Below are 21,327 nucleotides of genomic sequence, written 5' to 3' on the forward strand. Positions count from 1 at the left end.
GAACCGGGCTTGCTCGCGATGACGCTGTTTCAGATGGCCAATGCATGGTGGTCCTGGACGTAGTGGTAACGCGGTCGGCTTTCGTGCTGCGCCGGCTTCAGGAACCCAATCAGTGCGTTGCGGCTGTCTCGGCAGGCAGCTTTGTGTTCCATGTCGAGAAAGTGGCCGGTGGCCTCAAGGGTGGTGAAAGTGGCGTGTTGCACGTGGTTGGCGAACAACCGGGCGCCATCGGCGGCGGTGTATTCGTCCCATTCGCCATTCATGAACAGCACCGGCACATTGATTTTCTCTGCCGCTTTGAAAAAGCACTGGCGGTCGCTGTGCAACAGATCGCTGATGTGGAAATGCATCTGCCCGTATTCGTGATCGGCCAGGCTGCTGACGTGCCGGTAGTTGAAGCGCTTGAACAACGTCGGCAGGTGTTTGCCAATGGTGCTGTTGACCAGGTTGCCGACCCGGTCGCCATCACGGCTGCCGAGGTAGTCCACACCGCGCTCGAGATAGTCGAGCATGTGCGCGTTGATCTCCGGCGAGAACGAGCTGATCACGGCTTTTTCGATGCGCCGTGGCCGTTGGGCGAGGGCGACGAGGGTCGCGGCGCCACCCCAGGAAAACGACAGCACGTGTTCGGCGGCGAAGTGGTCGATCAGCTCCAGGAGGATCTGCCCTTCGACTTCCTTGGTCAGCAATTTCTCATGCAGGTTGTGGGCTTTTGATTTGCCCGCGTAGGGCTGGTCGTAGCAGACCACATTGAATTGCGGATGGAGGTTTTTCACGGTTTGTGCAAACGACGCAGTCGTGGCCATCGAGCCGTTGACCAAGATAATGGTCTTCTCTGCGGCGTCTGCGCGATAGAACTCCGTGTAAACCCGATACTGACCCTGTATATCCAGCACAGCGATTTCTGGCCTCATGTCATAAGACTCCTGGCAAGCGGGTATGCGCGCAAAAGAGATTGCACGAGCTTTGTGACAGGTAGGCATATGCCTTGGAATTTGGAGGCCCATGTCGATCCAGTGCAGTCCGGTCGACGGGTATTGTTATTGGCGGGCAGTCTGCCGGGTGAGGCCGGAACCCAAGGGTCCCTACCGGCAAAAAGTTTCTTAGAAGTATGTTGTGACTCGTCGGTCACAATTCGGGCCGACGTCCTGATTCAAGCAGGGGTCACATCTTTGCGCAAGTGCCGCTGGTAAATTGTTCGACAACTTCTGCTGAGCGGTAGGCTGCTTAGATCGATTGGATCTCTTCGGCGCTTAAAGCGCGGTATTCGCCCGGTTTTAGCGAGGTGTCGAGTGCCAGCGGGCCCATGCGTTCGCGGTGCAGGCGCAGCACTTTGTTGTTGAAGTGGCCGAACATACGCTTGACCTGGTGATAGCGGCCTTCGACGATGCTCAAGCGTGCGCACTTTGGTGCGAGCAGCTCCAGTTCGGCGGGTTGGGTGGTGAGGTTTTCGAAGGCGAAGTACAGGCCTTCGTGGAATTTGATTGCGTATTCGGGGCCGATGTCCTGTTCGGTTTCAACGAAATAGACCTTCGGCAGTTTGGTCTGCGGTTGGGTCAGGCGTCGTGACCAGCTGCCGTCGTTGGTGATCAGCATCAGGCCGGTGGTGTTGTAGTCCAGGCGCCCGGCAATGTGCAGCTCGTCTTTGTCCGGCTCGTGGATCAGGTCGAGAACGGTCGGGTGTTGCGAGTCGCGGGTGGCGCTGACGCAACCGGCAGGCTTGTGCAGCATGAAGTGACGCAACGGTTTACCGGCTTGCAGTACGTCATTGTCGACTTCAACGCGGCTGAATTCACGGACCTCACTGTGTGGATCGCTGACGACTTTTCCGTCGACCCGCACGCGTTTTTCCACCAGCAACAGGCGCACTTGCTTACGGTTGAAGCACGACAGGTTGCTGAGGAAACGGTCGACGCGCATGGTTGAATATCGGCGATAAAAGGGCCGCGCATCTTACTCGATCGGTCGAGCCGCTGCTTGCAACTGCAACTGCGCCTCGACCTCAGCGCAGCGCGGGCACAGACATGAAGCGTTGCGCAGTTCGGCCGGCAGTGCCTGGAGCACCGCCGGGTCGATACTGACGCCATAACACCAACACGCCCGATCGGCAGTTCGCGGATCGGCCAGGGTGCAGTCGTTGGGGGCGCCGCAAGCGGGGCACAGATCAGGCTGGTTCATAACGGGAGTGAGGCTTTTCCACGCAGGTTCGATTGCGGCCACTTTGTTTGGCCCGATACATCGCATGATCGGCCCGCGACAGCAGGGTGTGCAAGGTGTCGTTGGCTTGCAGGGTAGTCAGGCCGATGCTGACTGTCAGATGCAGCACGTTGCCGTTGTAGGCATAACGTTGCTGTTCCACGTGCCGGCGAATTTTCTCGGCGATTTTCAGACCCGTCTCAGCGTCGGTGTCCTTGAGCATCACGATGAATTCTTCACCGCCCCAGCGGCAGACAATGTCGGAATGCCGCAGACAGCTTTCCAGATCCCGCGCAAAGCCGATCAGCACCTGATCGCCGGCAAGGTGGCCGTAGGTGTCGTTCAGTGCCTTGAAGTGGTCCAGATCCAGCAGCAACGTCGTCAGCGGCTTCGGTTCGCGCTGAGCTTCGTGCATCGCTTGTGCAGCCAGCAGATCGAAGCCTCGGCGATTGGGCAACTCGGTCAGGCTGTCGAGGGTGGCCTGGGCCTGGATTCGGCTCTGATAGCGCTTGATCACCCGGTTGAGCAGGGTCAGCACGCTCAGGGTGACCACCAGGCAAATCAGCAGGTTGAGGTACAGCGAGCGACGGATGTCACTGAGGTCACCGTCTTCGAGTTTGTCGACGAACAGATACCAGTTCAGCTCCGGGATGAACCGCACGTTGAGGAAATGGCCCTGGCCCTGGCCGGAATATTCGTAGCTGCCGCTGTGGGGCTTGGGCAACTGGCTGACCAGGTTTTTCATGCTTTCAAGTTCGCCCAGAGGCTGCCCGGCCTGGGCGCCTTGCGGACCCCCTTCGGCACCGGTGAGTACCAGCCGCCCAAAGGTGTCGACGAAGTACACACTGCGCTGATAATGCTGTTGGTACTTGTCGATCAGTTTTATCACTGCATCGACCGTGAGCCCGACACCGGCGGCACCGATGAAACGGTTGTTGTAGTCGTAGACTTTGTAGTTGATGAAGACGGTCAGGTTGTCCTTGTTGGCGAGGTCCGGGTCGACGTTGATCTCGTAGGGATCCTTCATGTCACGCACCCGAAAATACCAGGCATCTCGCGGTTCGGTGGCCTTGACCTGCTTGAGCACTCCTTTGGCGTGGTAGTAAGTCAGGCTGGTGTTGGAGACGAAAAACGCGGTGTAGGCGCCGTAGTGGGTCATGACCTCGTTGAGATAACGGGTCATTTGATCGGTGTCTTTTTCACCGTTGACCACCCAGTCGCGCATGAAGGTGTCACGGGACATCATCGAGGAAATCAGGATCGGTCTGACAAGGTCTTTCTGGATTTCCGAGTACACCGTATCGGAAGTCAGCGGCAGTTCGGTGTTGACGATGTTGTCGCGGATTGATGCCCGCGAGGCGTAGTAACTGAGGAATGACGTGGCCAGGAAACCTGCGCCCAGCAACCCGATCAGCGTGAGTATCAACCAGCGTTGAGAATACAGCGGCGAGCGGAGCGGCATGGCAATTCCATTGTCAGTAATCCGATGGCAGATATTCTAAGGGCTGTCGCCGAAAATAACTGCTCCATGTACGCCGCGAATGGTCGTTCCCACACAGTTGGAGGGTTTGATCGTTCCCACGCTCCGCGTGGGAACGCCGCCAGGGACGCTCCGCGTCCCTTCGCCCCGGTGACGCGGAGCGTCACAGGAGCGTTCCCACGCAGAGCGTGGGAACGATCAGTCAGGCGAGGGTTTTCAGGTAGGCACGCCAGCCGCCCAGGTGGCTGATATTCACCGCCCCTTCCAGTCCATACGATTCGCAGATAAACCCGCTCTCCCAACGCCCGTCTGCCAGCTGCACCTTGCCCAATCCCAGCGGTGCGGGAATCCCGATCAGGAATGAGCCAAGTTCACTGCTCAGCAATTCCCACACTTCAACGGCGATGGCCACGCCACCTTCCTTCACCCGAACCATGCCCGGACGAAACGGCGGGCCACCGGCCAAGGCGTAGAGTTGATAGTCGGGTGAGCTGGTTGTCGTTTCCACCCATCGAGCGCCGCGCTGCTTGAGCTGCCAGTTCAGCGCCAGCCCGTCCAGGTGTGCGCCGCAGACCACCAGCCGCGCACGATCATTGCGCGCCACGGATGTCGGAGCAGGGGCAGACAAACCCTGCTGGCGCTGCAAACCAGCGGCCACGCTCAACAGGTATTGATCGGTAAACGCCCGACCAAACAGTGTCACACCCCAAGGCAAACCGTTGCCCATGAAAGCGCTGGGCACGGCCACAGCGGCGTAGTCCAACAGGTTCATGAAATTGGTGTAGTAGCCCAATTCGGAATTACGCTGGACTGGTTCGGCGGCGAGTTCTGCCAGTGTGACCGGGCGGCCGATGGTTGGCGTGATCACGCAGTCGAGATTTTCCAGCGCCTTGTCGCACAGGGCTTTCAACGCTTGCAGACGGTATTGGGCGCGGAAGGTTTGCACGCCACTGACAGCCGGGGCCTTGGCCAGCACGGCGCGGATCACCGGCAACACGGCCTCGGGATTTTGCGCCATCAACTCGCCGGCCACGCTGTAGCGCTCAGCCACCCAGGGGCCTTCATACAACAGGCGCGCGGCTTCAAGGAAGGGCGACAGGTCGAGCTCAACGGCTTCACCGCCCAATGCCTTGAGCTGATCGATGGCCTCGGCGAACAGCACCGGCCCCTCGGTGCAGCCGAAGAACTCCAGGTCTTGCGCCCGCGGCACACCAAAGCGGAACGGACGCACGACACCAAACGCCGAGCCGTCATTCCACAGTGGGTTGCTGCGGCTGTACTCATCCCTTGGGTCGAGTCGGGCGGTCAATGCCAGCAACTGACTGGCTTCGCGGGCGGTCGCGGTAAACGTGGTCACGCAGTCCAGCGTACGACAGGCCGGCACTACCCCGGCGGTGGAGATCAGGCCCTTGGTGGCTTTCATCCCGACCAGATTGTTCAGCGCCGCCGGGACGCGTCCGGAGCCTGCGGTGTCGGTGCCCAAGGCAAAACTCGCGACACCGAGCGCTACTGCCAACGAAGAACCGGCACTGGAACCGCCCGACGGATATTCCGGCAACACGCTGTTCGGGCACGCGCCATAGGGCGAACGACTGCCGTTGAGGCCGGTAGCGAATTGATCGAGATTGGTCTTGCCCAGCGGCACCGCGCCCAGCGCCAGCAGTTGTTCGACGATAGTGGCCGAACGTTGCGGTACGTAGGCAAAGGCCGGGCAAGCCGCCGTGGTCGGAACGCCCGCCAGATCAATATTGTCTTTGATCGCGAACGGCACGCCGTACAGCGGCAGGCTGTCGATTTCTCGACCGTCGAGCGCGGCTAGATAGGGTTCCAGTTCTTCGACACTCAGCAAGTGGATGAACAGGTGGTAGTCCGGGTTCAGCGCTGCGGCTTTGTCCCGCAGGCTCAGCAGCAATTGCCGAGGTGTGGTGCTGCCGTCGCGGTAGGCGTTGCGCAGGGCGTCGAGTTGCAGATTGATGTTCATGGTGTGCGTCCTTTTCAAAATGGGTTCAGTCGAGTGCCAGCACCACGACGCGCTGTCCGGCGCGCACCGCCGAACCCGGTTGCACGCGGATCTCGCGCACCACGCCGGCCATCGGGGCGAGCAGGGGGATTTCCATCTTCATCGACTCCAGAATCACCAGCACATCGCCGGCTGCGACACGGCTGTCGGTTTCCACCTGAACCTGCCAGAGGTTGCCCGCGATGTGGCTGTCGACGCTCAGTTGGCCATCGCCCAGCGGTGCGTCTTCGATCACTTGCGGGGCCAGTTCCTCGCTGTCGAAATGCGCCTGGCCGCTGGCGATCCAGCGCTCGCGTTCGGCATTGAAGGCGGCTTGTTGCTGGTCGCGAAAAGCGTTGATGGTCTCGGCTTCCTGTGCCAGAAACGCCTGGTAATCCGCCAGGTTCAGCTGGCTGTGTTCGATGTTCAGATCGAAGCGCCCGAGAGGGAAATCCCGGCGAATGCGCAGCAGTTCATCGGCGCTGACCGGGTAGAAACGGACCTGGTCGAAGAAGCGCAGCAGCCACGGTTTGCTGTCGAACGCGGCGACCTCGCGGTAGCGGTTCCACATCTGCAACGTGCGCCCGACGAACTGATAACCACCGGGGCCTTCCATGCCGTAAACGCACATGTAGGCGCCGCCGATACCCACCGAGTTCTCGGCGGTCCAGGTACGGGCCGGGTTGTACTTGGTGGTGACCAGGCGATGGCGCGGATCGAGCGGGGTGGCGACCGGTGCGCCGAGGTAAACGTCGCCCAGGCCCATCACCAGATAGCTGGCGTCGAACACCGTGCGTTGCACTTCATCGAGGTTCGGCAGGTCGTTGATACGGCGGATGAACTCCAGATTGCTCGGGCACCACGGCGCGTCCTTGCGCACGGTGGTCATGTACTTCTCGATCGCCAACTGGCACGCCGGGTCGTCCCAGGACAGCGGCAGATGGACGATGCGCGACGGCACTTGCAGGTCCTTGGCGGCGCACACCGCGTCCCATTCACCGGCGACGATGCCGAGCAGGTCGGACAGCGGCAGTTGTTCGGGTTGATAGTGGATTTGCAGGGAACGGATGCCGGGTGTCAGGTCGATCACACCGTGCAAGTCTTGGCTTTCCAGCGCCTGCATCAAGGCGTGGGCGCGGAAACGCAGGACGAGGTCGAGTTCGGGGGCGCCGATCTCAAGCAGCAAATGCGTGTCGCCCGACAAACGCGCGACCAGTCGGGTATCGTCCTGGCCAAGATCCAACACCACTGGCGACACAAGACCCTGTGGGAGCACTTGGCCTGTGGCGAGCGAGCTTGCTCCCTCGCCACAAAGGCTTTGTGTTGCCAATTGACGGGCGGTCTTGAGGTCGACGGGTAGAAACTGCACCTTGTCCCCAGCCTTCAATTGCCCCAACTGCCAAAGATCGGCCTCGATCACCGTCACCGGGCAAACAAACCCACCGAGGCTCGGGCCATCCGGGCCGAGGATCACCGGCATGTCTCCGGTGAAATCCACCGCACCGATGGCGTAGGGATTGTCGTGAATGTTCGACGGGTGCAGACCCGCCTCGCCACCGTCGGCCCGCACCCATTGTGGCTTCGGCCCGATCAGGCGCACGCCGGTGCGGCTGGAATTGAAATGCACTTCCCACTGCGTAGCGAAGAAGGTCTCGATGTAGTTCTCGGTGAAATATTCCGGGGCTCCGTGGGGGCCGTAGATCACACGGATCTGTCGCACGGCTGGCAACGCGGTGACGAGTTCCTCAGTCAGTTGGCGACCGACGCTGAGGTCGCTCAGCGCCGGAACATGCAACACGTCACCGGCCCGCAGGGCACGACCGCCATGGCCGCCGAACTGGCCGAGGGTGAAGGTGCTTTTGCTGCCCAGATAATCCGGCACTTGCAGGCCGCCGCGCAGGCACAGGTAGCTGCGGGCACCGGCGCCGGCGATGGTGCCGAGACTTAAAGTCGCCCCTGCAGGAATCAACAAAGCCGTGTTCATCGGCACGCTTTCGCCGTTCAACGTCAATGGAATCACAGCCCCGGTCACGGCGATCACGGCTGCGCAGTTGAAGCGCAGCAACGGCCCGCTCATGGTGATTTCCAGTGCCGCCGCGCCTTCGTCGTTGCCCAGCAAGCGGTTGCCCAGACGCAATGCACGACTGTCCATCGGTCCCGACGGCGGTACGCCGACAGCCCAGTAGCCGAGGCGGCCGGGATAGTCCTGGACACTGGTCTGGGTGCCGGCGCTGATGACTTCGAAAGTGTTGGCCTGATAAACCAGGCCTTCCAGGCAACGGGTCCATGGCTGGCCGCTGGCGAAGGGGGGATCGAGCAGAATCTGCCGCAGATAATCGCGGTTGGTCTCCACGCCATACAGTTGGCTTTCGCCGAGGGCTTGATGCAAATCGGCACGGGCTTCTTCGCGAGTCGGCGCCCAACTGATGACCTTGGCGATCATCGGGTCAAAGTAGGGCGGGATCTCGCACCCGGCCTCGACCCACGTGTCGATGCGCAGTTGTATGCCGTTGGCCGAAGGGAAATCCACCGCAGTGAGCAAGCCCGGGCTCGGCTGGAAATCCCGTCCCGGATCTTCCGCATACAGCCGCGCCTGGATCGCGTGACCCTCAGGTTTCAAGCCGTGCATCAGCCCGCTCAACGGCGGTAAATCACCGGCCGCCAGTTGCACCATCCAGCGCACCAGATCGACGCCCCACACCTGTTCAGTGACGCCGTGCTCTACCTGCAAGCGAGTATTCACTTCCAGGAAATAGAAGCGTTGGGCGTCGCTGTCGAAGACGAATTCCACGGTGCCGGCGCTGCGGTAACTCACTGCTTTGGCCAGTTTGATCGCGGCGGCACAGAGTTCATCGGCCATGCCGTCCGGCAGGTTCGGTGCCGGGGTTTCTTCGAGGACTTTCTGGTTGCGCCGCTGTACCGAGCAGTCACGTACACCGAGGGCGATCACTTCACCACAACCATCGCCGAACACTTGCACTTCCAAGTGGCGGGCACGCTGGATGTACTTCTCGATGAACACACCGGCATCGCTGAAATTGTTCTGCCCCAGGCGTTTGACCGCTTCGAAGGACTCGCTCAACTCGGCTGCACTGCGGCACACCCGCATGCCGATGCCGCCACCGCCGGCGGTGCTTTTGAGCATCACCGGGTAGCCGACCTGTTCACCGGCGAGCAGGGCGGCGTCGAGGCTGTCGAGCAGTTCGGTGCCTTCGAGCATCGGCACGCCGTGTTGTCTGGCCAGTGCACGGGCGGTGTGCTTGAGGCCGAACACCCGCAGTTGCTCCGGCGTCGGGCCGATGAAGGCGATGTCGGCGGCTGCGCAGGCTTCGGCGAACGCAGCGTTTTCCGACAGAAAGCCATAGCCGGGATGGATCGCCGTGGCGCCCGTGGATTTGGCGATGGCGAGGATTTTGTCGACCGCCAGATACGTGCCGGCGGCGGCACCTTCGCCGAGGCTGTGGGCCTCATCGGCTTGCAGGATGTGCAGGCTGGCGGCATCGGCTTCGGAGTACACGGCAACGCCCTGGACGTGCAGTTCGCGCAGGGTACGCAGGATGCGACAGGCAATGGCGCCACGGTTGGCGATCAGGACTTTTTCGAACATGGCATAACCCCTGAAGGGGATGCGGGCCGTCCCGCAGTTTTTCGATAAGCGCCGAGGTCGTCCCCAGCGGCAGAATCAATTCTCTTCAGACCAGCACCGACTCCTGTGGGAGCTGGCTTGCCAGCGATAGCGATGGGTCAGTCGCCATCAATGTGCAATGTGTTGGCCTCATCGCGGGCAAGCCCGCTCCCACAGGGTTAGCGGTGGTCTGGAGATTTCAGGCACTGCCCGGAACGGGCCTGGCACAGGGCAAACAACCAACGGCGCAACCGCGAAAATTTCAGTTCCATACCAGCAGCTCCGCAGGGGTCGGGTTGTAGGCGTTGCACGGGTTGTTCAGTTGCGGGCAGTTGGAGATCAGCACGATCACGTCCATCTCGGCACGCAGATCGACGTATTTGCCTGGTGCGGAAATCCCGTCTTCGAAGGTCAGCCCGCCGTCGGCGGTGACCGGTACATTCATGAAGAAATTGATGTTCGGCCCGATGTCGCCCTTGCCCAGTCGTCCGTCGTGGACGCAAGCGCGCAGGTAGTTGTCGCGGCAGCTGTGCATGTAGCGTTTTTCCAGGGCGTAACGCACGGTGTTGCTCTCTTGTGCACACGCGCCGCCGAGGGTGTCATGACGCCCGCAGGTGTCGGCGACGATGGTCAGCATCGGCTTGCCGAGGTTGGAATACAGCACGCTGCCGGTACTCAGGTACACGCTGTTCTGCCGGCGCAGGGTGCGCTGTACGTCGTAGCGTTCCCTGGGGTTGGCAACGCTGTAGAACAGAGTATCGACCGCCTGGTTGCCTTCGAGGTCGAGAATGCGCAAGGTCTGGCCGGCCTTGACCTCCATCAGCCAGGGTTCACCGGCGGGGATGGTGGCGCGGTAGATCGCGTTTTCCGGCTGCTTTTCAGTGTTGATGAGAGCGAGTGACATGGCAGCGATCCTCAGGCAAACAAACGGTCGGTGTTGATGAAGCCGCGCTCGTTTTCCGGGCGCGAGGTGCGGCAATGTTCGGCGACGCTGGCGTCGGCGTTCATCCAGCTGAGCTTCAGTGGTTTCGGTGCGTACTCGGGCGAAGGGTCCATCGGATGTTGCAGCGCGGTGAGCACCACCAGCGTGTCCATCGGTGCGTACAACTCGATGTAATCGCCGGCCCTGGAATTGCCCTCGACAAAGTGGAAGTGCCCGCCGTCATCGACGTTGACGCGACTGAACAGGTTGAGGGTCATCAGCAAGGCCGACAGGCCCAGACCCCATTTGCCCAGTTCCACCAACAGGTTGTCGGTGCCGTTGCGGAAGAAGCCATTGCGCAGTTCCTGGTAGCGCCCGGCGCCGTATTTTTCCGCGACTTCTTCAGCACAGAGAACGCCGCCGAGACTGTCGCTCCAGCCGCAGGTGTCGGCGGTGATGGCGGCCAGCACGCGGCCCATGTCCGAATACAGGCAATGACCGGCGGTGAGCTTGGCGGTGTGCTGGCATTTGAGGCTGTCGGGCAGGTTCAGGCGCTCGGTTTTTTCGTTGGCGTTGAGCAGCGTCAGGCTGACGTTGGCGCCGCCGCGAAGGTCGGTCAGGCGCAGCAGTTGGCCACGCTTCAGGACGAAGGAGCGATGGCCGCCACCGGGGAGCGTTTCTTCGGCGAAGGGCGGGAACAGTTGGGTCGAATCAGTCATGCGGAAGTCCTCTCAAGCGGTTCGAAGCGCGCTTGCCAGTTGCATCGGCAAGGCATCGACGGCGGCACGGGTGGTGCGGCGGTCAGTGTTCAAAGGGATGTCGTAGGTGATGCGGGCGCCATAAGCGCCTGGGGCATGCGGATCGAGGCGGACCTTGTCGAAGACCAGCAAGCGGGTGCCGAGGCTGAAGCCTTCGCTCAGGTCGTGGGTGACCATGAACACGGTCAGTTGGGTCTCGCGCCACAGCTCCAGCAGCAAGGCGTGCATGTCTTTGCGGATGCCCGGATCGAGTGCGCCGAAGGGTTCGTCGAGCAGCAACACCCGGGGCTTCATGATCAGCGCTTGGGCGATGGCCAGGCGTTGCTGCATGCCACCGGAGAGCTGCGCCGGGTACTTGTCCAGCGAGTGCCCGAGACCAACTTTGTGCAATAGCACGGCGGCTTGCTCGCGGGCAGCCTTTTTGGCGCTGCCGAACAAACGCCCCAGCAAGGGCGAGCGGGGCAGTTCGAGGCCGAGAGCGACGTTGTCCAGCACGCTCAAGTGTGGGAACACCGAGTAGCGCTGGAACACCACGCCACGGCTGGCATCCGGCTCACCGGCCAAGGCCTGGCCATCCAGCAGGATTTCGCCGCGACTGGCTTTTTCCTGGCCGAGCAGCAAGCGCAGGAACGTCGATTTACCGCAACCGGACGCGCCGACCAACGTGCAGAACTCACCCTCACTGACGCTCAGGTTCAGGCCTTCGAGCACCACCTGATCGGCGTATTGCTGCCAGACATTTTTAACCGTGATGAAGCTCATGCGCGCGCTCCTTCGTACCAGGGGAAAGCGCGTTGGGTCAGGCGTTTCAGAGCCCAGTCCATCAGCCAGGCGAGCAGGGTAATCCACACCACGTAGGGCAGGATCACGTCCATTGCCAGGTAGCGGCGCACCAGGAAAATCCGGTAGCCCAGACCGTCGGTGGAAGCGATGGCTTCGGCCGCAATCAGGAACAGCCACGCCGAACCGAGCATCAAGCGCAACGAGATCAGCAGCCGTGGCAGCAATTGCGGCAGTACCACTCGCAGCATCAAGGTCCAGGTTGAAGCGCCGAGGGTCTGGGCCTTGATCAGCAGTTCCACGGGGATTTCCCGGGCGCGTTGTTCCAGGTCCCGGGCCAGTGCCGGGGTGATGCCGATCACGATCAGCATCACTTTCGACAACTCGCCCAAGCCGAAAACGATGAACAGGATCGGCAGGATCGCCAGCGGTGGCACCATCGACAACACCGTCAGCAATGGCGACAACGGCGCCCCGAACAGCGGCAGGGTGCCCGCCGCGATGCCCAGGCACAGCGCGGCCACGGCGCTGATGCCCAGGCCGATGGCCAGGCGACGCAGGCTGGAGGCGGTGTCTTGCCACAGCAGGTAGTCGCCCGTGCGGCTGTCAGCAGCGAAGGCCAGGCGTTTTACCGCGTCGGTCATTTGCACGGCGCTGGGCAGCAGCTTGTCATTGGGGTTGTCCGCCAGTCGCTCGGCCGACCCCATGAAGTAGGCGAACAGCACCAGGGCGAATGGCAGGATCACCAGCAACAGGCGACTCGGGCGATCCGGGTGACGATTGATCAGGCGCATGGCCAAGTCCTCTTTTTACAACTTGGCGTCAGCGGCCATCTGCACGTAGCTGGGGTCGAAACGCAGCTTGAGGTTGCCCTTGTCGCCGCTGGTCACGCCATTGGCGAAGGCCATGCCGACCGCGCTGGTGTCCTTGGCGCCTTCACCCAGCAAGCCGTGCTGGAAGGAGAACTCGGCGACCTTGCGCATGGTTTCCGGCAGTTGCTTGCTGGTGCTGAAGGCCAGGGCTTCTTGCGGGGTGGCGAACAATTTGGTGGTGTCCAGTTGCGCCTGGAAACCCGCAAGGTCGGTGCCCGAAGCCTTGGCCATGTGCTCAAGGGCAGCCTTGCCGGCGGCGTTTTTCGCGTTCATCAGCTCGACCACTTCGAACCAGGCGCCGGTCAGGGCTTTGCCCAAGGCCGGGTTGTCTTTGAGGGTGGCGCTGTTGACCACCATCATGTCCATGATTTCCCCGGGGATCTGGCTGGAGTTGAAAACTTCGGTCACCGCAGGTTTGGCCTTGATGTCCGAGAGCATCGGGTTCCAGGTGGTGACGGCGTTGACCTGATCGGTGTTGAAGGCCGCCGAGATATCGGCGTCCGAGGTGTTGACCACTTTCAGGTCTTTCTCGGTGAGATCCACCGAATCCAAGGCCCGGGCCAGCAGGTAGTGGGACACCGAGAGCTCGACCAGATTGACGTCCATGCCCTTGAGGTCGGCGACTTTCTTGCCTTCGCCTTTAAGCACGATGCCGTCGTTGCCGTTGGAGAAATCGCTGACGATCAGCGCGGTGCTGTCGACGCCGCCAGCGGCCGGAATGGTCAGCGCATCCATGTTGGTCATGGTGCAGCCGTCGAACTGGCCTGCGGTGTACTGGTTGATGGATTCGACGTAGTCGTTGAGCTGCACCACATCGATCTTGATGCCGTACTTCTTCGCCCATTTATCGACGATGCCTTGGCTGCCGGCGTATTCCCAGGGCATCCAGCCGGCATAAATCGTCCAGCAAACGCTGAAGTGGTCTTTCTGGGCGGCCTGGGATTGGCTGCTGAGCAACGCTGCAAACGCGGCGGCGAGCAAGGCGGGGAAACGTAGTCGGGACATTTCGGAATCTCCAGTTGATAAGGGCGGGCAGGAGTCAACGCGGCACCGCGAACGGTGGCTTGTCTCCCGGGCTTTTGTCCCGCCGTGTAACCTCAACTGGAGGTCGCCAACTCTCGGACCAGTCACTCGCACTTGCGAGCCGGAACCCTAGTCAGCCATTTGCAAATTGTGGTGCCGCGAACCTGTGATGACTCCTGCACGCGATTGCTAAAGCGAGACCCGTGCCAAGTCCGTAGAAGGCCTCTAGCGTAGGGGCGTGCAACATCTTCGGTGAGTGCGCGAGGGGCGGGCTGCTTTGAGATGGTGCGTCGATGCACTGAGATGTGGCGCGGGCGGCCGCTGATCCGAAGGTCACTGCAATCCGGCACTCCGTGAGGGAATTTCAGTCAAAACAGGAGTCAGTCGGGCCTGCTCCGATTGTGGGTCTTTCAGGAGGCCGCCATGTTTCGTCGACTGTTGCTCGGTGCATTTTTGGGGCTCGGGTTGACCGGTTGTTATTACTACACCGGCTCCTACGACGTGTACTCCTCGCCTTATTACTACCCTGGTTATTCACCTTATTCCTACTATTACGGCCCACGCTATTACTACGGCGGTCCGCGCTTCTATGGTGGCTACCGCTATTACTACTGGGGCGGGCACGGGCCTCGGCATTACGGCGGTGGATATCGCCATGGTCACCACTAATCAGCGCGTGAATGGATGAAAAACCTTTCATCGGGCAGATGTTTCAACTTGTTGCTGGGACGCACCGGATTCGGAATTCGATGTCTGATCTTTCGACAGTCGCCGAATCATTGACTGTCGCCCGCCAGCGTCGCTGGTGCGGCTCACTCGCGGTCCAGGAGGCCGCTATGCTCTGTCTAAAAATGCTGCGTCGAGTGCTTTTGATTGCTGTGTCGGGCTTATCCCTGGGTGCATGCGTGCCTTATTCCGATGGAGGCGTCAGCTACTACAGTTCCGAGGTGTATACCTCGCCAGCGCCGGGCTACTACGCCGGGGGCGATCGTTACTATTCCAATGGCGGTTATTACTCGCCACCCGCCCGTTACTACGCGCCTCCTGCGCGATATTACAAACCAACGCCGCGCTATTACTCGCAGCCGCGGACCTACCAACCCGCACCGCGCTACTACCAGACGGCGCCGCGCCACTATCAGTCGCGCCCCGACTACCGGGCGCATCAGAGTCATGGCTGGGATGGCCGCAACCGTGGTGGTTGGGATGGACGTGACCGTGGTGGCTGGGACAGCAATAATCGGGGCCATGGCGGGCGTAACGACAACTATCGCGGTCGAGGTGACCATAACGGGCGCGGTGATCGGGACGGCCGGGGCAATCACCGCTGATCATTGCGTCTAATGAGAAAATCTGTGGGAGCAAGTTCGCTCCCACAGTTCGTTCAGAACTGGGAAAGATCCGCCAACGGATGCCGCCCCTCCCAAGCCTTGTGGAAGTGCGCTTCCACCACCGTTTCAGGCACGTTATTGATGTCCGGCCAGTGCCAGTGCGGTTTCTGGTCCTTGTCGATCAACCGCGCGCGTACGCCTTCGCTGAACTCCGGATGCCGGCAGCAGTTGAGGCTTAGCGTGTATTCCATCTGAAAGACTTCGGCCAGTGACAGATGTCGGGCGCGGGCGATCTGTTCCCAGACCAGGTGAGCGGTCAGAGGTGAGCCTTCGCTCATGGTCCGGGCGGCGCGACTGAGCAACGGATCGGCGTCATCACGCAATGGGCTGATCGCCTTCCATGCGCAGCGCACATCACTGACATCCAATAATTCATCGATGCGCTGGCGCCGCGGCAGCCACTGAGGCTCGGGCATTTGCGCAACGGCTTCCTGCTGCAAGGCCTTGAGCAGACTGTTGAGTTGCATCGGCGTCTGTTCCTGCCAGTTCAATTGCAGCAGACCTTCGATCAAATCTGCCTGCTGTTCATCGAGCAGGAAGCGATCGGCCAGGTCCAGATCAATCGCATCGCGCGCATTCATGTGGGCGCCGGTCAGGCCGAGAAACAATCCGAGCTTGCCCGGCAGGCGCGACAGGAACCAACTGGCGCCTACGTCGGGGTACAGGCCGATGGTGATTTCAGGCATGGCCAGTCGACTGCTCGGCGTGACAATACGAATGCTCGCGCCCTGCAGCAGGCCCATGCCGCCGCCGAGCACATAACCATGGCCCCAACAGATCAACGGTTTCGGATAGGTGTGCAGGCTGAAGTCCAGGCGATATTCCGCTGAGAAGAAGTTCGCGGCCAGAGGCGGCACTTCGCCCGGATGGGCCCGGCAGGCATCTACCAGGCTGCGTACCTCGCCACCGGCGCAAAAGGCTTTGGCACCGTTGCCACGCAGCAGCACGCAAACGATTTGTGGCTCTTTGGCCCAGGCATCCAGTCGGTCGCGCAAGGCGTTGATCATGGGCAAGGACAGTGCGTTCAGCGACTTTTCGGCATCCAGCGTGGCAATGCCGATGCGGGCGCCGTCGGTGCCGGTGAGTTCTTCGAAGTGCAGATTCATCGTGACCTCGATCGGGAATTTGAGGGTTAAGTATGATCGCTGTGTAGGAAAGTGCCGGATCTGTGTCAGATCAATTGACAAGCGAGGTGTGCTTTCCTAGGGTTCGCCCCATTGTTTTTGCCGGATGTAACCATGACTGCTGACGACCGTATCAAACTCGAACCGAGCTGGAAGGAGGCCCTGCGTGCCGAATTCGACCAGCCTTACATGACGGAGTTGCGAAACTTTCTGCAACAGGAGCGGGCGGCCGGCAAGGAGATCTATCCACCGGGTCCGATGATTTTCAACGCACTCAATTCCACGCCGCTGGACAAGGTCAAAGTCGTGATTCTCGGCCAGGACCCGTACCACGGCCCGGGCCAGGCCCATGGTTTGTGTTTCTCGGTGCAACCGGGCGTGCCGGCGCCGCCCTCGCTGGTGAACATCTACAAAGAGTTGAAGCGTGACCTGAACATCGACATCCCCAACCACGGTTATCTACAGAGTTGGGCCGAGCAGGGCGTACTGATGCTCAACACCACCATGACTGTCGAGCGCGCCAACGCCAATGCGCACAAGGACAAGGGCTGGCAGTTTTTCACCGATCGGATCATCGAAGTGGTCAGCCAGCAGCAGCCGCACCTGGTGTTCATGCTGTGGGGCGCTCATGCGCAGAGCAAACAGAAGCTGATCGACGCCACCAAACATCTGGTGTTGACCTCGGTGCACCCGTCTCCGCTGTCGGCCTATCGCGGGTTTCTTGGTTGCGGGCACTTCAGCCGAACCAACAAGTTTCTCGAGCAGAATGGCGAGACGCCGATCGAGTGGCGGTTACCGCCAATTTGATGATTGCCCCACGGGCCCTTGTGGCGAGGGAGCAAGCTCCCTCGCCACAGGTCCATCAGTCTGAATCCGGGTTTCGGTTCCAATACTTGAACAACGGCTCCGCCAGAAACAACACAAACAACAACCGCATCACCTGCATCGCCGTCACCAGCGGCACCGACAATTGCAGGGTCTCCGCCGTCAGGCTCATTTCGGCAATCCCGCCCGGCATCATGCCCAACGTCAGCGAACGCAGATCCAGGTGGGTCAGCGCACTCAAGCCCAGTGCCGCTGCCGTGGCGATCAACATGGTCAGCACCGTGCCGATCAAGGTCCGGCCCATGAATGAAGGCGCGCGACGGAAAAACTGCCGGTTGAAGTGACAGCCCAGACCGCTGCCGATCAACCATTGGCCGATCTGGCTGCCGCCGTTGGGCAAGCCGATGTGCAAATCCCAACCGATACTCACCGCCGCACTGACCAGCAACGGTCCGAACAGCCACGGATTGGGTTGACGCAGGCGCTCCCAAATCCAGGCGGCCAACGCTCCTGCGGGAAACAGAATCGCCAGCCAGCGCCAATCGATGCTGCCAGCGTGGGAAATCGGCGCACCGTCGCCCATCAGGTATTTGAACGCTGCCGGGACACACAGTACGACGACCAGCACGCGCAAGCTTTGTCCCGCCGCAACACGGCTGAGCACTGCGCCGTTGCGGGCGCCGAGGTTGACCATCTCCCCGGAGCCGCCCGGCATGCTGGAGAAAAATGCGGTGGCGCGATCTTCACCGGTACGCCGCATCAACCAGACACCGACCACGGCCGACAGGCTGGTCACCAACGCACCAAAGAAAATCAAACCGAAATGACTCAGTACCTGTTCCATCACCACCGGGGTGAAGTGCAGGCCAATACCGATGCCGACGATCCACTGGCCGCACTTGCGTCCGCCAGGGATTTCGGCCAGTTGCCACGGCGTCAGGCAGCGCACGAGGATGATCGCCAGCAACGAGCCGACCATCCACGGCAAAGGCCAGCCGACCTGGCTGGCGAGATAACCGCCCAGCAGGCCGACCAGCGGGGTTCCCCACCAAAGCTTGAAGGGGGACCGATCAGACATCGGCGATAGCGCGTTGCGCAACGGAGCGCTTGCGCCAGATGCGTACAATCGGCACCAGCAACATGACCACGATCAACCCCCAGACACCGACGGTGATACCGCTCGACCAGAGAATATCCAGCGAACCGTTGGAAATCGACAAAGCCCGACGAAGATTCTGCTCCATCAAACCACCGAGGATGAAACCCAGCAAAACCGGCGATAACGGGAAGTCCAGCTTGCGCAGGATGTAACCGAAAATACCGATGCCGATCATCAGGAACAGATCGAAGGTCGTGGCGTGTACGGCGTACACGCCAATGGCGGTGATGATGGCGATCATCGGCACCAGCGCCCAGTTCGGTACGGCAAGGATTTTGGTGAAGATGCGAATCATCGGGATGTTCAGGATCACCAGCATGATGTTGGCGATGAACAAAGAAGCGATCAGGCCCCAGACGATGTCTGGTTGCTGTTGAAACAGCAGCGGGCCGGGCGTGATGTTGTACAGCGATAGCGCGCCAATCATAACTGCCGTGGTGCCCGAGCCGGGAACGCCAAGCGTCAGCATCGGCACCAGAGCACCGCAAGCCTCTGCGCCAATGGCGGTTTCCGGTGCAGCCAGGCCACGCTTGTCGCCTTGACCGAATTTTCCGCCGGGGCCTGCGATGCGTTTCTCGGTCATGTAGGCCACGGCGCTGGCCAGCGTCGCACCAGCCCCCGGCAGCACGCCCATGATGAAGCCGAGCACCCCGCAACGCATGTTCACCCAGAACACCGAAGCGGCTTCCTTGAAGTTGAACAGCATCCGGCCGGTCGCCTGGAAGGCTTCCTGGCCTCGGTGGGTTTTTTCCAGCAGCAACAGGATTTCGCTGATGGAGAACAGACCCAGCACCAGCACCACGAATTGAATGCCGTCGGTGAGGTGGATGTTGTCGCCGGTGAACCGGTAGACACCGCTGTTGGCATCAATGCCGACGGTCGACAGGAACAGGCCGATCAGCGCCGCGATAAACGTCTTGAGCGGCCGATCACCCGCCATGCCGCCAAGGCAGACAATCGCAAACACCATCAGCACGAAGTATTCCGCGGGGCCGAAGGCGATCGCCCACTTCGCCAGCATGGGCGCGAACACCACCATCCCGCAGGTGGCGATGAAGGCGCCGATGAACGAACTCCATGCCGATAGAGACAAGGCCACTCCGGCCAGACCCTGGCGGGCCATCGGATAGCCATCGAGGGTGGTCATGACGGTCGAGGCTTCGCCCGGGATGTTCAACAGGATCGAACTGATCCGACCGCCATATTCGCAACCCAGGTAAACCGCCGCCAGAAGGATCAGTGCCGACTCTGGTGGCAGACCCAATGCAAACGCGATCGGGATCAGTAGCGCCACCCCGTTGATCGGACCCAGGCCGGGAAGCAGACCGACAACGGTGCCAATCAATGTGCCGCTCAGTGCAGTCACCAGGTTGTAAGGGGTTAGCGCGACACCGAAGCCGTGACTCAAATAACCAAGCGTATCCATATCAGTTCTCCAGAACGTCGAGCAGGCCCAGTGGCAGTGGCACGTCCATGACTTTGTCGAACAGCAGGTACAGGCCGACGCTCATCAAGCTGATGATGACTGCGCCCGGCAACCAGCGTCCGCCGTACAGGCGGGCCAGCGGAATCCCAACCAGCATGCTGCTGAGGATGAAGCCCAACGGTTCGAACAGCCCGGCGAAAACCAGCAGCAACAGCACGCAGACAGCAATCTTGGTCAAGGTCTCGCGATCCATCGGCGGATCTTCATCGGTGTGCTTGATTGGCGAGGGGCGATACACCATGTAAACCAGCGCCAGGCCCATCAGCCCGAGCATCAACAGCGGAAAGGCCCGCGGGCCGATCGGCTCGTAGGAAAAAGGTGCCTGATAAGGTAGGGCCATCGCCACCAGGCTCAGGCAGACCAGCAACAGCACCGAAGCAAAAATGCGTTGTAAGAGCATGAGGAACTCCTGTGCCGCGACTCCGCCAAACGGAGTCGCGGCCACTAGACAGAGGCGATCACTGGATCAGGCCGAACTCTTTGGCCAGCACTTTGTAGTCCGCAACTTGCTTCTTCACGTAGGTGTCCAGTTCCGGGCCGGTCATGGCGAACGGGAACAGCTCACGCTGATCGCGCAGCTTGGCGAACTCGGGTGAAGCGAGCAGTTTGTCGAAGGAGTCCTTCCACCAGGCGTAGTCTTCGTCGCTGACTTTCGGCCCCAGGTAGAAACCACGAACCACTGGCCAGACGATGTCGTAGCCTTGTTCGCGAGCGGTAGGAATGTCTTTCATTTCCGGCTCGTCCAGGCGCTTGTCGGAGAACACCGCCAGCAGGCGCATGTCGCCGCTCTGGATGTGCGGCATGGAGTCGGAGATGTCGGTGCTGCCGACCTGGATGTGACCACCGAGCAGGGCGGTGGCGATTTCTCCGCCGCCTTCGAGGGCGACGTAACGCAGGTCACGCGGGTTGATCCCGGCGGCTTTGGCGATCAGCGCGGTTTGCATCCAGTCCTGGCTGCCCACGGTGCCGCCGGAACCGATCACCACTTTGCTCGGATCTTTCTTTAGAGCCTGCACCAGATCGTCGAGTGTCTTGTAGGGCGAATCGCTTTTCACCGCGATGGCACCGTAGCTGGTGCCGACAGCGGCGAGCCAGCGCACATTGGTTTCATCGAAACGCCCGAACTTGCCTTGTGCCAGGTTCAATAGCGAACCACTGGACCATGCCACCAGCGTGCCGGCATCGGCCGGGCGTTGGGCGACCACCGCGTTGTAAGCCACCGCGCCGACACCGCCGGGCATGTAGGTCACACGCATGGGCTTGGTCAGCAATTTTTCATTGACCAGCGCGCTCTGTGCCAGTTTGCAGGTCAGGTCGAAACCACCACCCGGGGAGGCCGGAGCGATGCATTCCGGACGTTTGGGTTCGGCCATCAGTTGACCGGCGAACAGCATGCAGCTGGCGGCGAGGGCGAGACGGCGCATTGATCGATTCATTTTTGTCTCCACAGGAGTTTTTGTTTTTGGGGATGATTCAGGTGCGGCAGTTACGCGCGGTGCAGCCGGGTTCGGCGCTGGCGAAGGTATACGATGGGGAGTGAGCGATGGGGCGGGGCGTGCAAGCCTGATGTTGGTTCGACAACATGATTGGGTACCTCGGTTATTGTTCTTATTGTCGAAAACGCATCGAGGCGTTTTTCGGGAGCTACATTTCAAAGCACGATTGGATGGCAGGCAGACGAAACCAT

At 60.9% G+C, this 21,327-nt stretch carries 19 protein-coding genes and 1 riboswitch; of the genes, 3 read left to right on the top strand and 16 right to left on the bottom strand.

What is annotated here, in order from left to right; all coding sequences use genetic code 11:
* Positions 1-29 precede the first annotated feature (29 nt).
* The 11 genes from D8U73_RS25670 to D8U73_RS25725 all read right to left on the bottom strand — a co-directional run bounded on the left by D8U73_RS25670 (position 30) and on the right by D8U73_RS25725 (position 13,637).
* Complete coding sequence (locus D8U73_RS25670; protein ID WP_056856045.1) at positions 30-914, bottom strand: alpha/beta hydrolase; 885 nt, start codon at positions 912-914, stop codon at positions 30-32.
* A 313-nt stretch (positions 915-1,227) separates the two neighbouring features.
* Complete coding sequence (locus D8U73_RS25675; protein WP_056856044.1) at positions 1,228-1,920, bottom strand: pseudouridine synthase; 693 nt, start codon at positions 1,918-1,920, stop codon at positions 1,228-1,230.
* A 33-nt stretch (positions 1,921-1,953) separates the two neighbouring features.
* Complete coding sequence (locus tag D8U73_RS25680; protein ID WP_130906099.1) at positions 1,954-2,178, bottom strand: cysteine-rich CWC family protein; 225 nt, start codon at positions 2,176-2,178, stop codon at positions 1,954-1,956.
* Positions 2,165-3,658, bottom strand: coding sequence for a sensor domain-containing diguanylate cyclase (locus D8U73_RS25685; RefSeq protein ID WP_130906100.1), 1,494 nt, complete (start codon positions 3,656-3,658; stop codon positions 2,165-2,167). Before D8U73_RS25685 ends, D8U73_RS25680 begins: the two co-directional genes overlap by 14 nt.
* A gap of 220 nt (positions 3,659-3,878) precedes the next feature.
* On the bottom strand, positions 3,879-5,657 hold the full coding sequence (atzF, locus tag D8U73_RS25690; RefSeq protein WP_130906101.1) for an allophanate hydrolase: 1,779 nt from the start codon (positions 5,655-5,657) through the stop codon (positions 3,879-3,881).
* Between the two features lie 25 nt (positions 5,658-5,682).
* Entirely contained in the window at positions 5,683-9,282 is a 3,600-nt protein-coding gene (gene uca / locus D8U73_RS25695) for an urea carboxylase (protein ID WP_130906102.1), read from the bottom strand.
* A gap of 280 nt (positions 9,283-9,562) precedes the next feature.
* On the bottom strand, positions 9,563-10,204 hold the full coding sequence (locus tag D8U73_RS25705; protein ID WP_130906103.1) for an urea amidolyase associated protein UAAP2: 642 nt from the start codon (positions 10,202-10,204) through the stop codon (positions 9,563-9,565).
* Positions 10,205-10,215: 11 nt separating this feature from the next.
* Positions 10,216-10,941, bottom strand: a complete 726-nt coding sequence (locus D8U73_RS25710) for an urea amidolyase associated protein UAAP1 (RefSeq protein WP_130906104.1) — start codon at positions 10,939-10,941, stop codon at positions 10,216-10,218.
* A 12-nt stretch (positions 10,942-10,953) separates the two neighbouring features.
* Entirely contained in the window at positions 10,954-11,742 is a 789-nt protein-coding gene (locus D8U73_RS25715; RefSeq protein WP_130906105.1) for an ABC transporter ATP-binding protein, read from the bottom strand.
* Positions 11,739-12,554: an ABC transporter permease gene (locus D8U73_RS25720; protein ID WP_056856036.1), complete on the bottom strand. Its 816-nt coding sequence runs from the start codon at positions 12,552-12,554 to the stop codon at positions 11,739-11,741. Before D8U73_RS25720 ends, D8U73_RS25715 begins: the two co-directional genes overlap by 4 nt.
* 15 nt (positions 12,555-12,569) lie before the next feature.
* Positions 12,570-13,637, bottom strand: coding sequence for a putative urea ABC transporter substrate-binding protein (locus tag D8U73_RS25725; protein WP_130906106.1), 1,068 nt, complete (start codon positions 13,635-13,637; stop codon positions 12,570-12,572).
* A 61-nt stretch (positions 13,638-13,698) separates the two neighbouring features.
* Positions 13,699-13,799: riboswitch (guanidine-I (ykkC/yxkD leader) on the bottom strand.
* A gap of 279 nt (positions 13,800-14,078) precedes the next feature.
* Here D8U73_RS25725 and D8U73_RS25730 point away from each other — a divergent pair.
* Both D8U73_RS25730 and D8U73_RS25735 read left to right on the top strand, forming a co-directional pair.
* Positions 14,079-14,324, top strand: coding sequence for a hypothetical protein (locus D8U73_RS25730; RefSeq protein ID WP_130906107.1), 246 nt, complete (start codon positions 14,079-14,081; stop codon positions 14,322-14,324).
* Between the two features lie 167 nt (positions 14,325-14,491).
* On the top strand, positions 14,492-14,986 hold the full coding sequence (locus D8U73_RS25735) for a hypothetical protein (RefSeq protein WP_130906108.1): 495 nt from the start codon (positions 14,492-14,494) through the stop codon (positions 14,984-14,986).
* Between the two features lie 53 nt (positions 14,987-15,039).
* Here D8U73_RS25735 and D8U73_RS25740 read toward each other — a convergent pair whose 3' ends face one another.
* Positions 15,040-16,152, bottom strand: a complete 1,113-nt coding sequence (locus D8U73_RS25740; RefSeq protein ID WP_056856032.1) for an enoyl-CoA hydratase/isomerase family protein — start codon at positions 16,150-16,152, stop codon at positions 15,040-15,042.
* A 132-nt stretch (positions 16,153-16,284) separates the two neighbouring features.
* On the opposite strand from D8U73_RS25740, the gene ung reads away from it, so the two are divergent.
* Complete coding sequence (gene ung, locus D8U73_RS25745; protein ID WP_056856031.1) at positions 16,285-16,977, top strand: uracil-DNA glycosylase; 693 nt, start codon at positions 16,285-16,287, stop codon at positions 16,975-16,977.
* Between the two features lie 55 nt (positions 16,978-17,032).
* Here the strand turns inward: ung and D8U73_RS25750 are convergent, their stop codons facing one another.
* From D8U73_RS25750 to D8U73_RS25765, 4 genes are read right to left on the bottom strand one after another with little or no spacing between them, the layout of a single operon-like run.
* Entirely contained in the window at positions 17,033-18,073 is a 1,041-nt protein-coding gene (locus D8U73_RS25750; RefSeq protein WP_130906109.1) for an AbrB family transcriptional regulator, read from the bottom strand.
* Positions 18,066-19,580, bottom strand: coding sequence for a tripartite tricarboxylate transporter permease (locus tag D8U73_RS25755; RefSeq protein WP_056856029.1), 1,515 nt, complete (start codon positions 19,578-19,580; stop codon positions 18,066-18,068). Before D8U73_RS25755 ends, D8U73_RS25750 begins: the two co-directional genes overlap by 8 nt.
* 1 nt (position 19,581) lies before the next feature.
* Positions 19,582-20,040: a tripartite tricarboxylate transporter TctB family protein gene (locus D8U73_RS25760; RefSeq protein ID WP_056856028.1), complete on the bottom strand. Its 459-nt coding sequence runs from the start codon at positions 20,038-20,040 to the stop codon at positions 19,582-19,584.
* A 58-nt stretch (positions 20,041-20,098) separates the two neighbouring features.
* A complete protein-coding gene (locus D8U73_RS25765; protein ID WP_056856027.1) occupies positions 20,099-21,076 on the bottom strand; it encodes a tripartite tricarboxylate transporter substrate binding protein in 978 nt (325 codons plus the stop codon).
* Positions 21,077-21,327: the final 251 nt, after the last annotated feature.

The sequence above is a fragment of the Pseudomonas sp. Sample_22 genome, from assembly GCF_004307635.1.
Lineage (GTDB): Bacteria > Pseudomonadota > Gammaproteobacteria > Pseudomonadales > Pseudomonadaceae > Aquipseudomonas.

Excerpts from the sequence above, each read along its gene's own strand:
- D8U73_RS25715 (WP_130906105.1), bottom strand. The coding sequence starts at position 11,742 with ATGAGCTTCATCACGGTTAAAAATGTCTGGCAGCAATACGCCGATCAG.
- atzF (WP_130906101.1), bottom strand. The coding sequence starts at position 5,657 with ATGAACATCAATCTGCAACTCGACGCCCTGCGCAACGCCTACCGCGAC.
- D8U73_RS25760 (WP_056856028.1), bottom strand. The coding sequence starts at position 20,040 with ATGCTCTTACAACGCATTTTTGCTTCGGTGCTGTTGCTGGTCTGCCTG.
- D8U73_RS25765 (WP_056856027.1), bottom strand. The coding sequence starts at position 21,076 with ATGAATCGATCAATGCGCCGTCTCGCCCTCGCCGCCAGCTGCATGCTG.
- D8U73_RS25720 (WP_056856036.1), bottom strand. The coding sequence starts at position 12,554 with ATGCGCCTGATCAATCGTCACCCGGATCGCCCGAGTCGCCTGTTGCTG.
- D8U73_RS25675 (WP_056856044.1), bottom strand. The coding sequence starts at position 1,920 with ATGCGCGTCGACCGTTTCCTCAGCAACCTGTCGTGCTTCAACCGTAAG.
- D8U73_RS25670 (WP_056856045.1), bottom strand. The coding sequence starts at position 914 with ATGAGGCCAGAAATCGCTGTGCTGGATATACAGGGTCAGTATCGGGTT.
- D8U73_RS25730 (WP_130906107.1), top strand. The coding sequence starts at position 14,079 with ATGTTTCGTCGACTGTTGCTCGGTGCATTTTTGGGGCTCGGGTTGACC.
- D8U73_RS25710 (WP_130906104.1), bottom strand. The coding sequence starts at position 10,941 with ATGACTGATTCGACCCAACTGTTCCCGCCCTTCGCCGAAGAAACGCTC.
- D8U73_RS25705 (WP_130906103.1), bottom strand. The coding sequence starts at position 10,204 with ATGTCACTCGCTCTCATCAACACTGAAAAGCAGCCGGAAAACGCGATC.
- D8U73_RS25680 (WP_130906099.1), bottom strand. The coding sequence starts at position 2,178 with ATGAACCAGCCTGATCTGTGCCCCGCTTGCGGCGCCCCCAACGACTGC.
- uca (WP_130906102.1), bottom strand. The coding sequence starts at position 9,282 with ATGTTCGAAAAAGTCCTGATCGCCAACCGTGGCGCCATTGCCTGTCGC.
- ung (WP_056856031.1), top strand. The coding sequence starts at position 16,285 with ATGACTGCTGACGACCGTATCAAACTCGAACCGAGCTGGAAGGAGGCC.
- D8U73_RS25740 (WP_056856032.1), bottom strand. The coding sequence starts at position 16,152 with ATGAATCTGCACTTCGAAGAACTCACCGGCACCGACGGCGCCCGCATC.
- D8U73_RS25755 (WP_056856029.1), bottom strand. The coding sequence starts at position 19,580 with ATGGATACGCTTGGTTATTTGAGTCACGGCTTCGGTGTCGCGCTAACC.
- D8U73_RS25725 (WP_130906106.1), bottom strand. The coding sequence starts at position 13,637 with ATGTCCCGACTACGTTTCCCCGCCTTGCTCGCCGCCGCGTTTGCAGCG.
- D8U73_RS25750 (WP_130906109.1), bottom strand. The coding sequence starts at position 18,073 with ATGTCTGATCGGTCCCCCTTCAAGCTTTGGTGGGGAACCCCGCTGGTC.
- D8U73_RS25685 (WP_130906100.1), bottom strand. The coding sequence starts at position 3,658 with ATGCCGCTCCGCTCGCCGCTGTATTCTCAACGCTGGTTGATACTCACG.
- D8U73_RS25735 (WP_130906108.1), top strand. The coding sequence starts at position 14,492 with ATGCTCTGTCTAAAAATGCTGCGTCGAGTGCTTTTGATTGCTGTGTCG.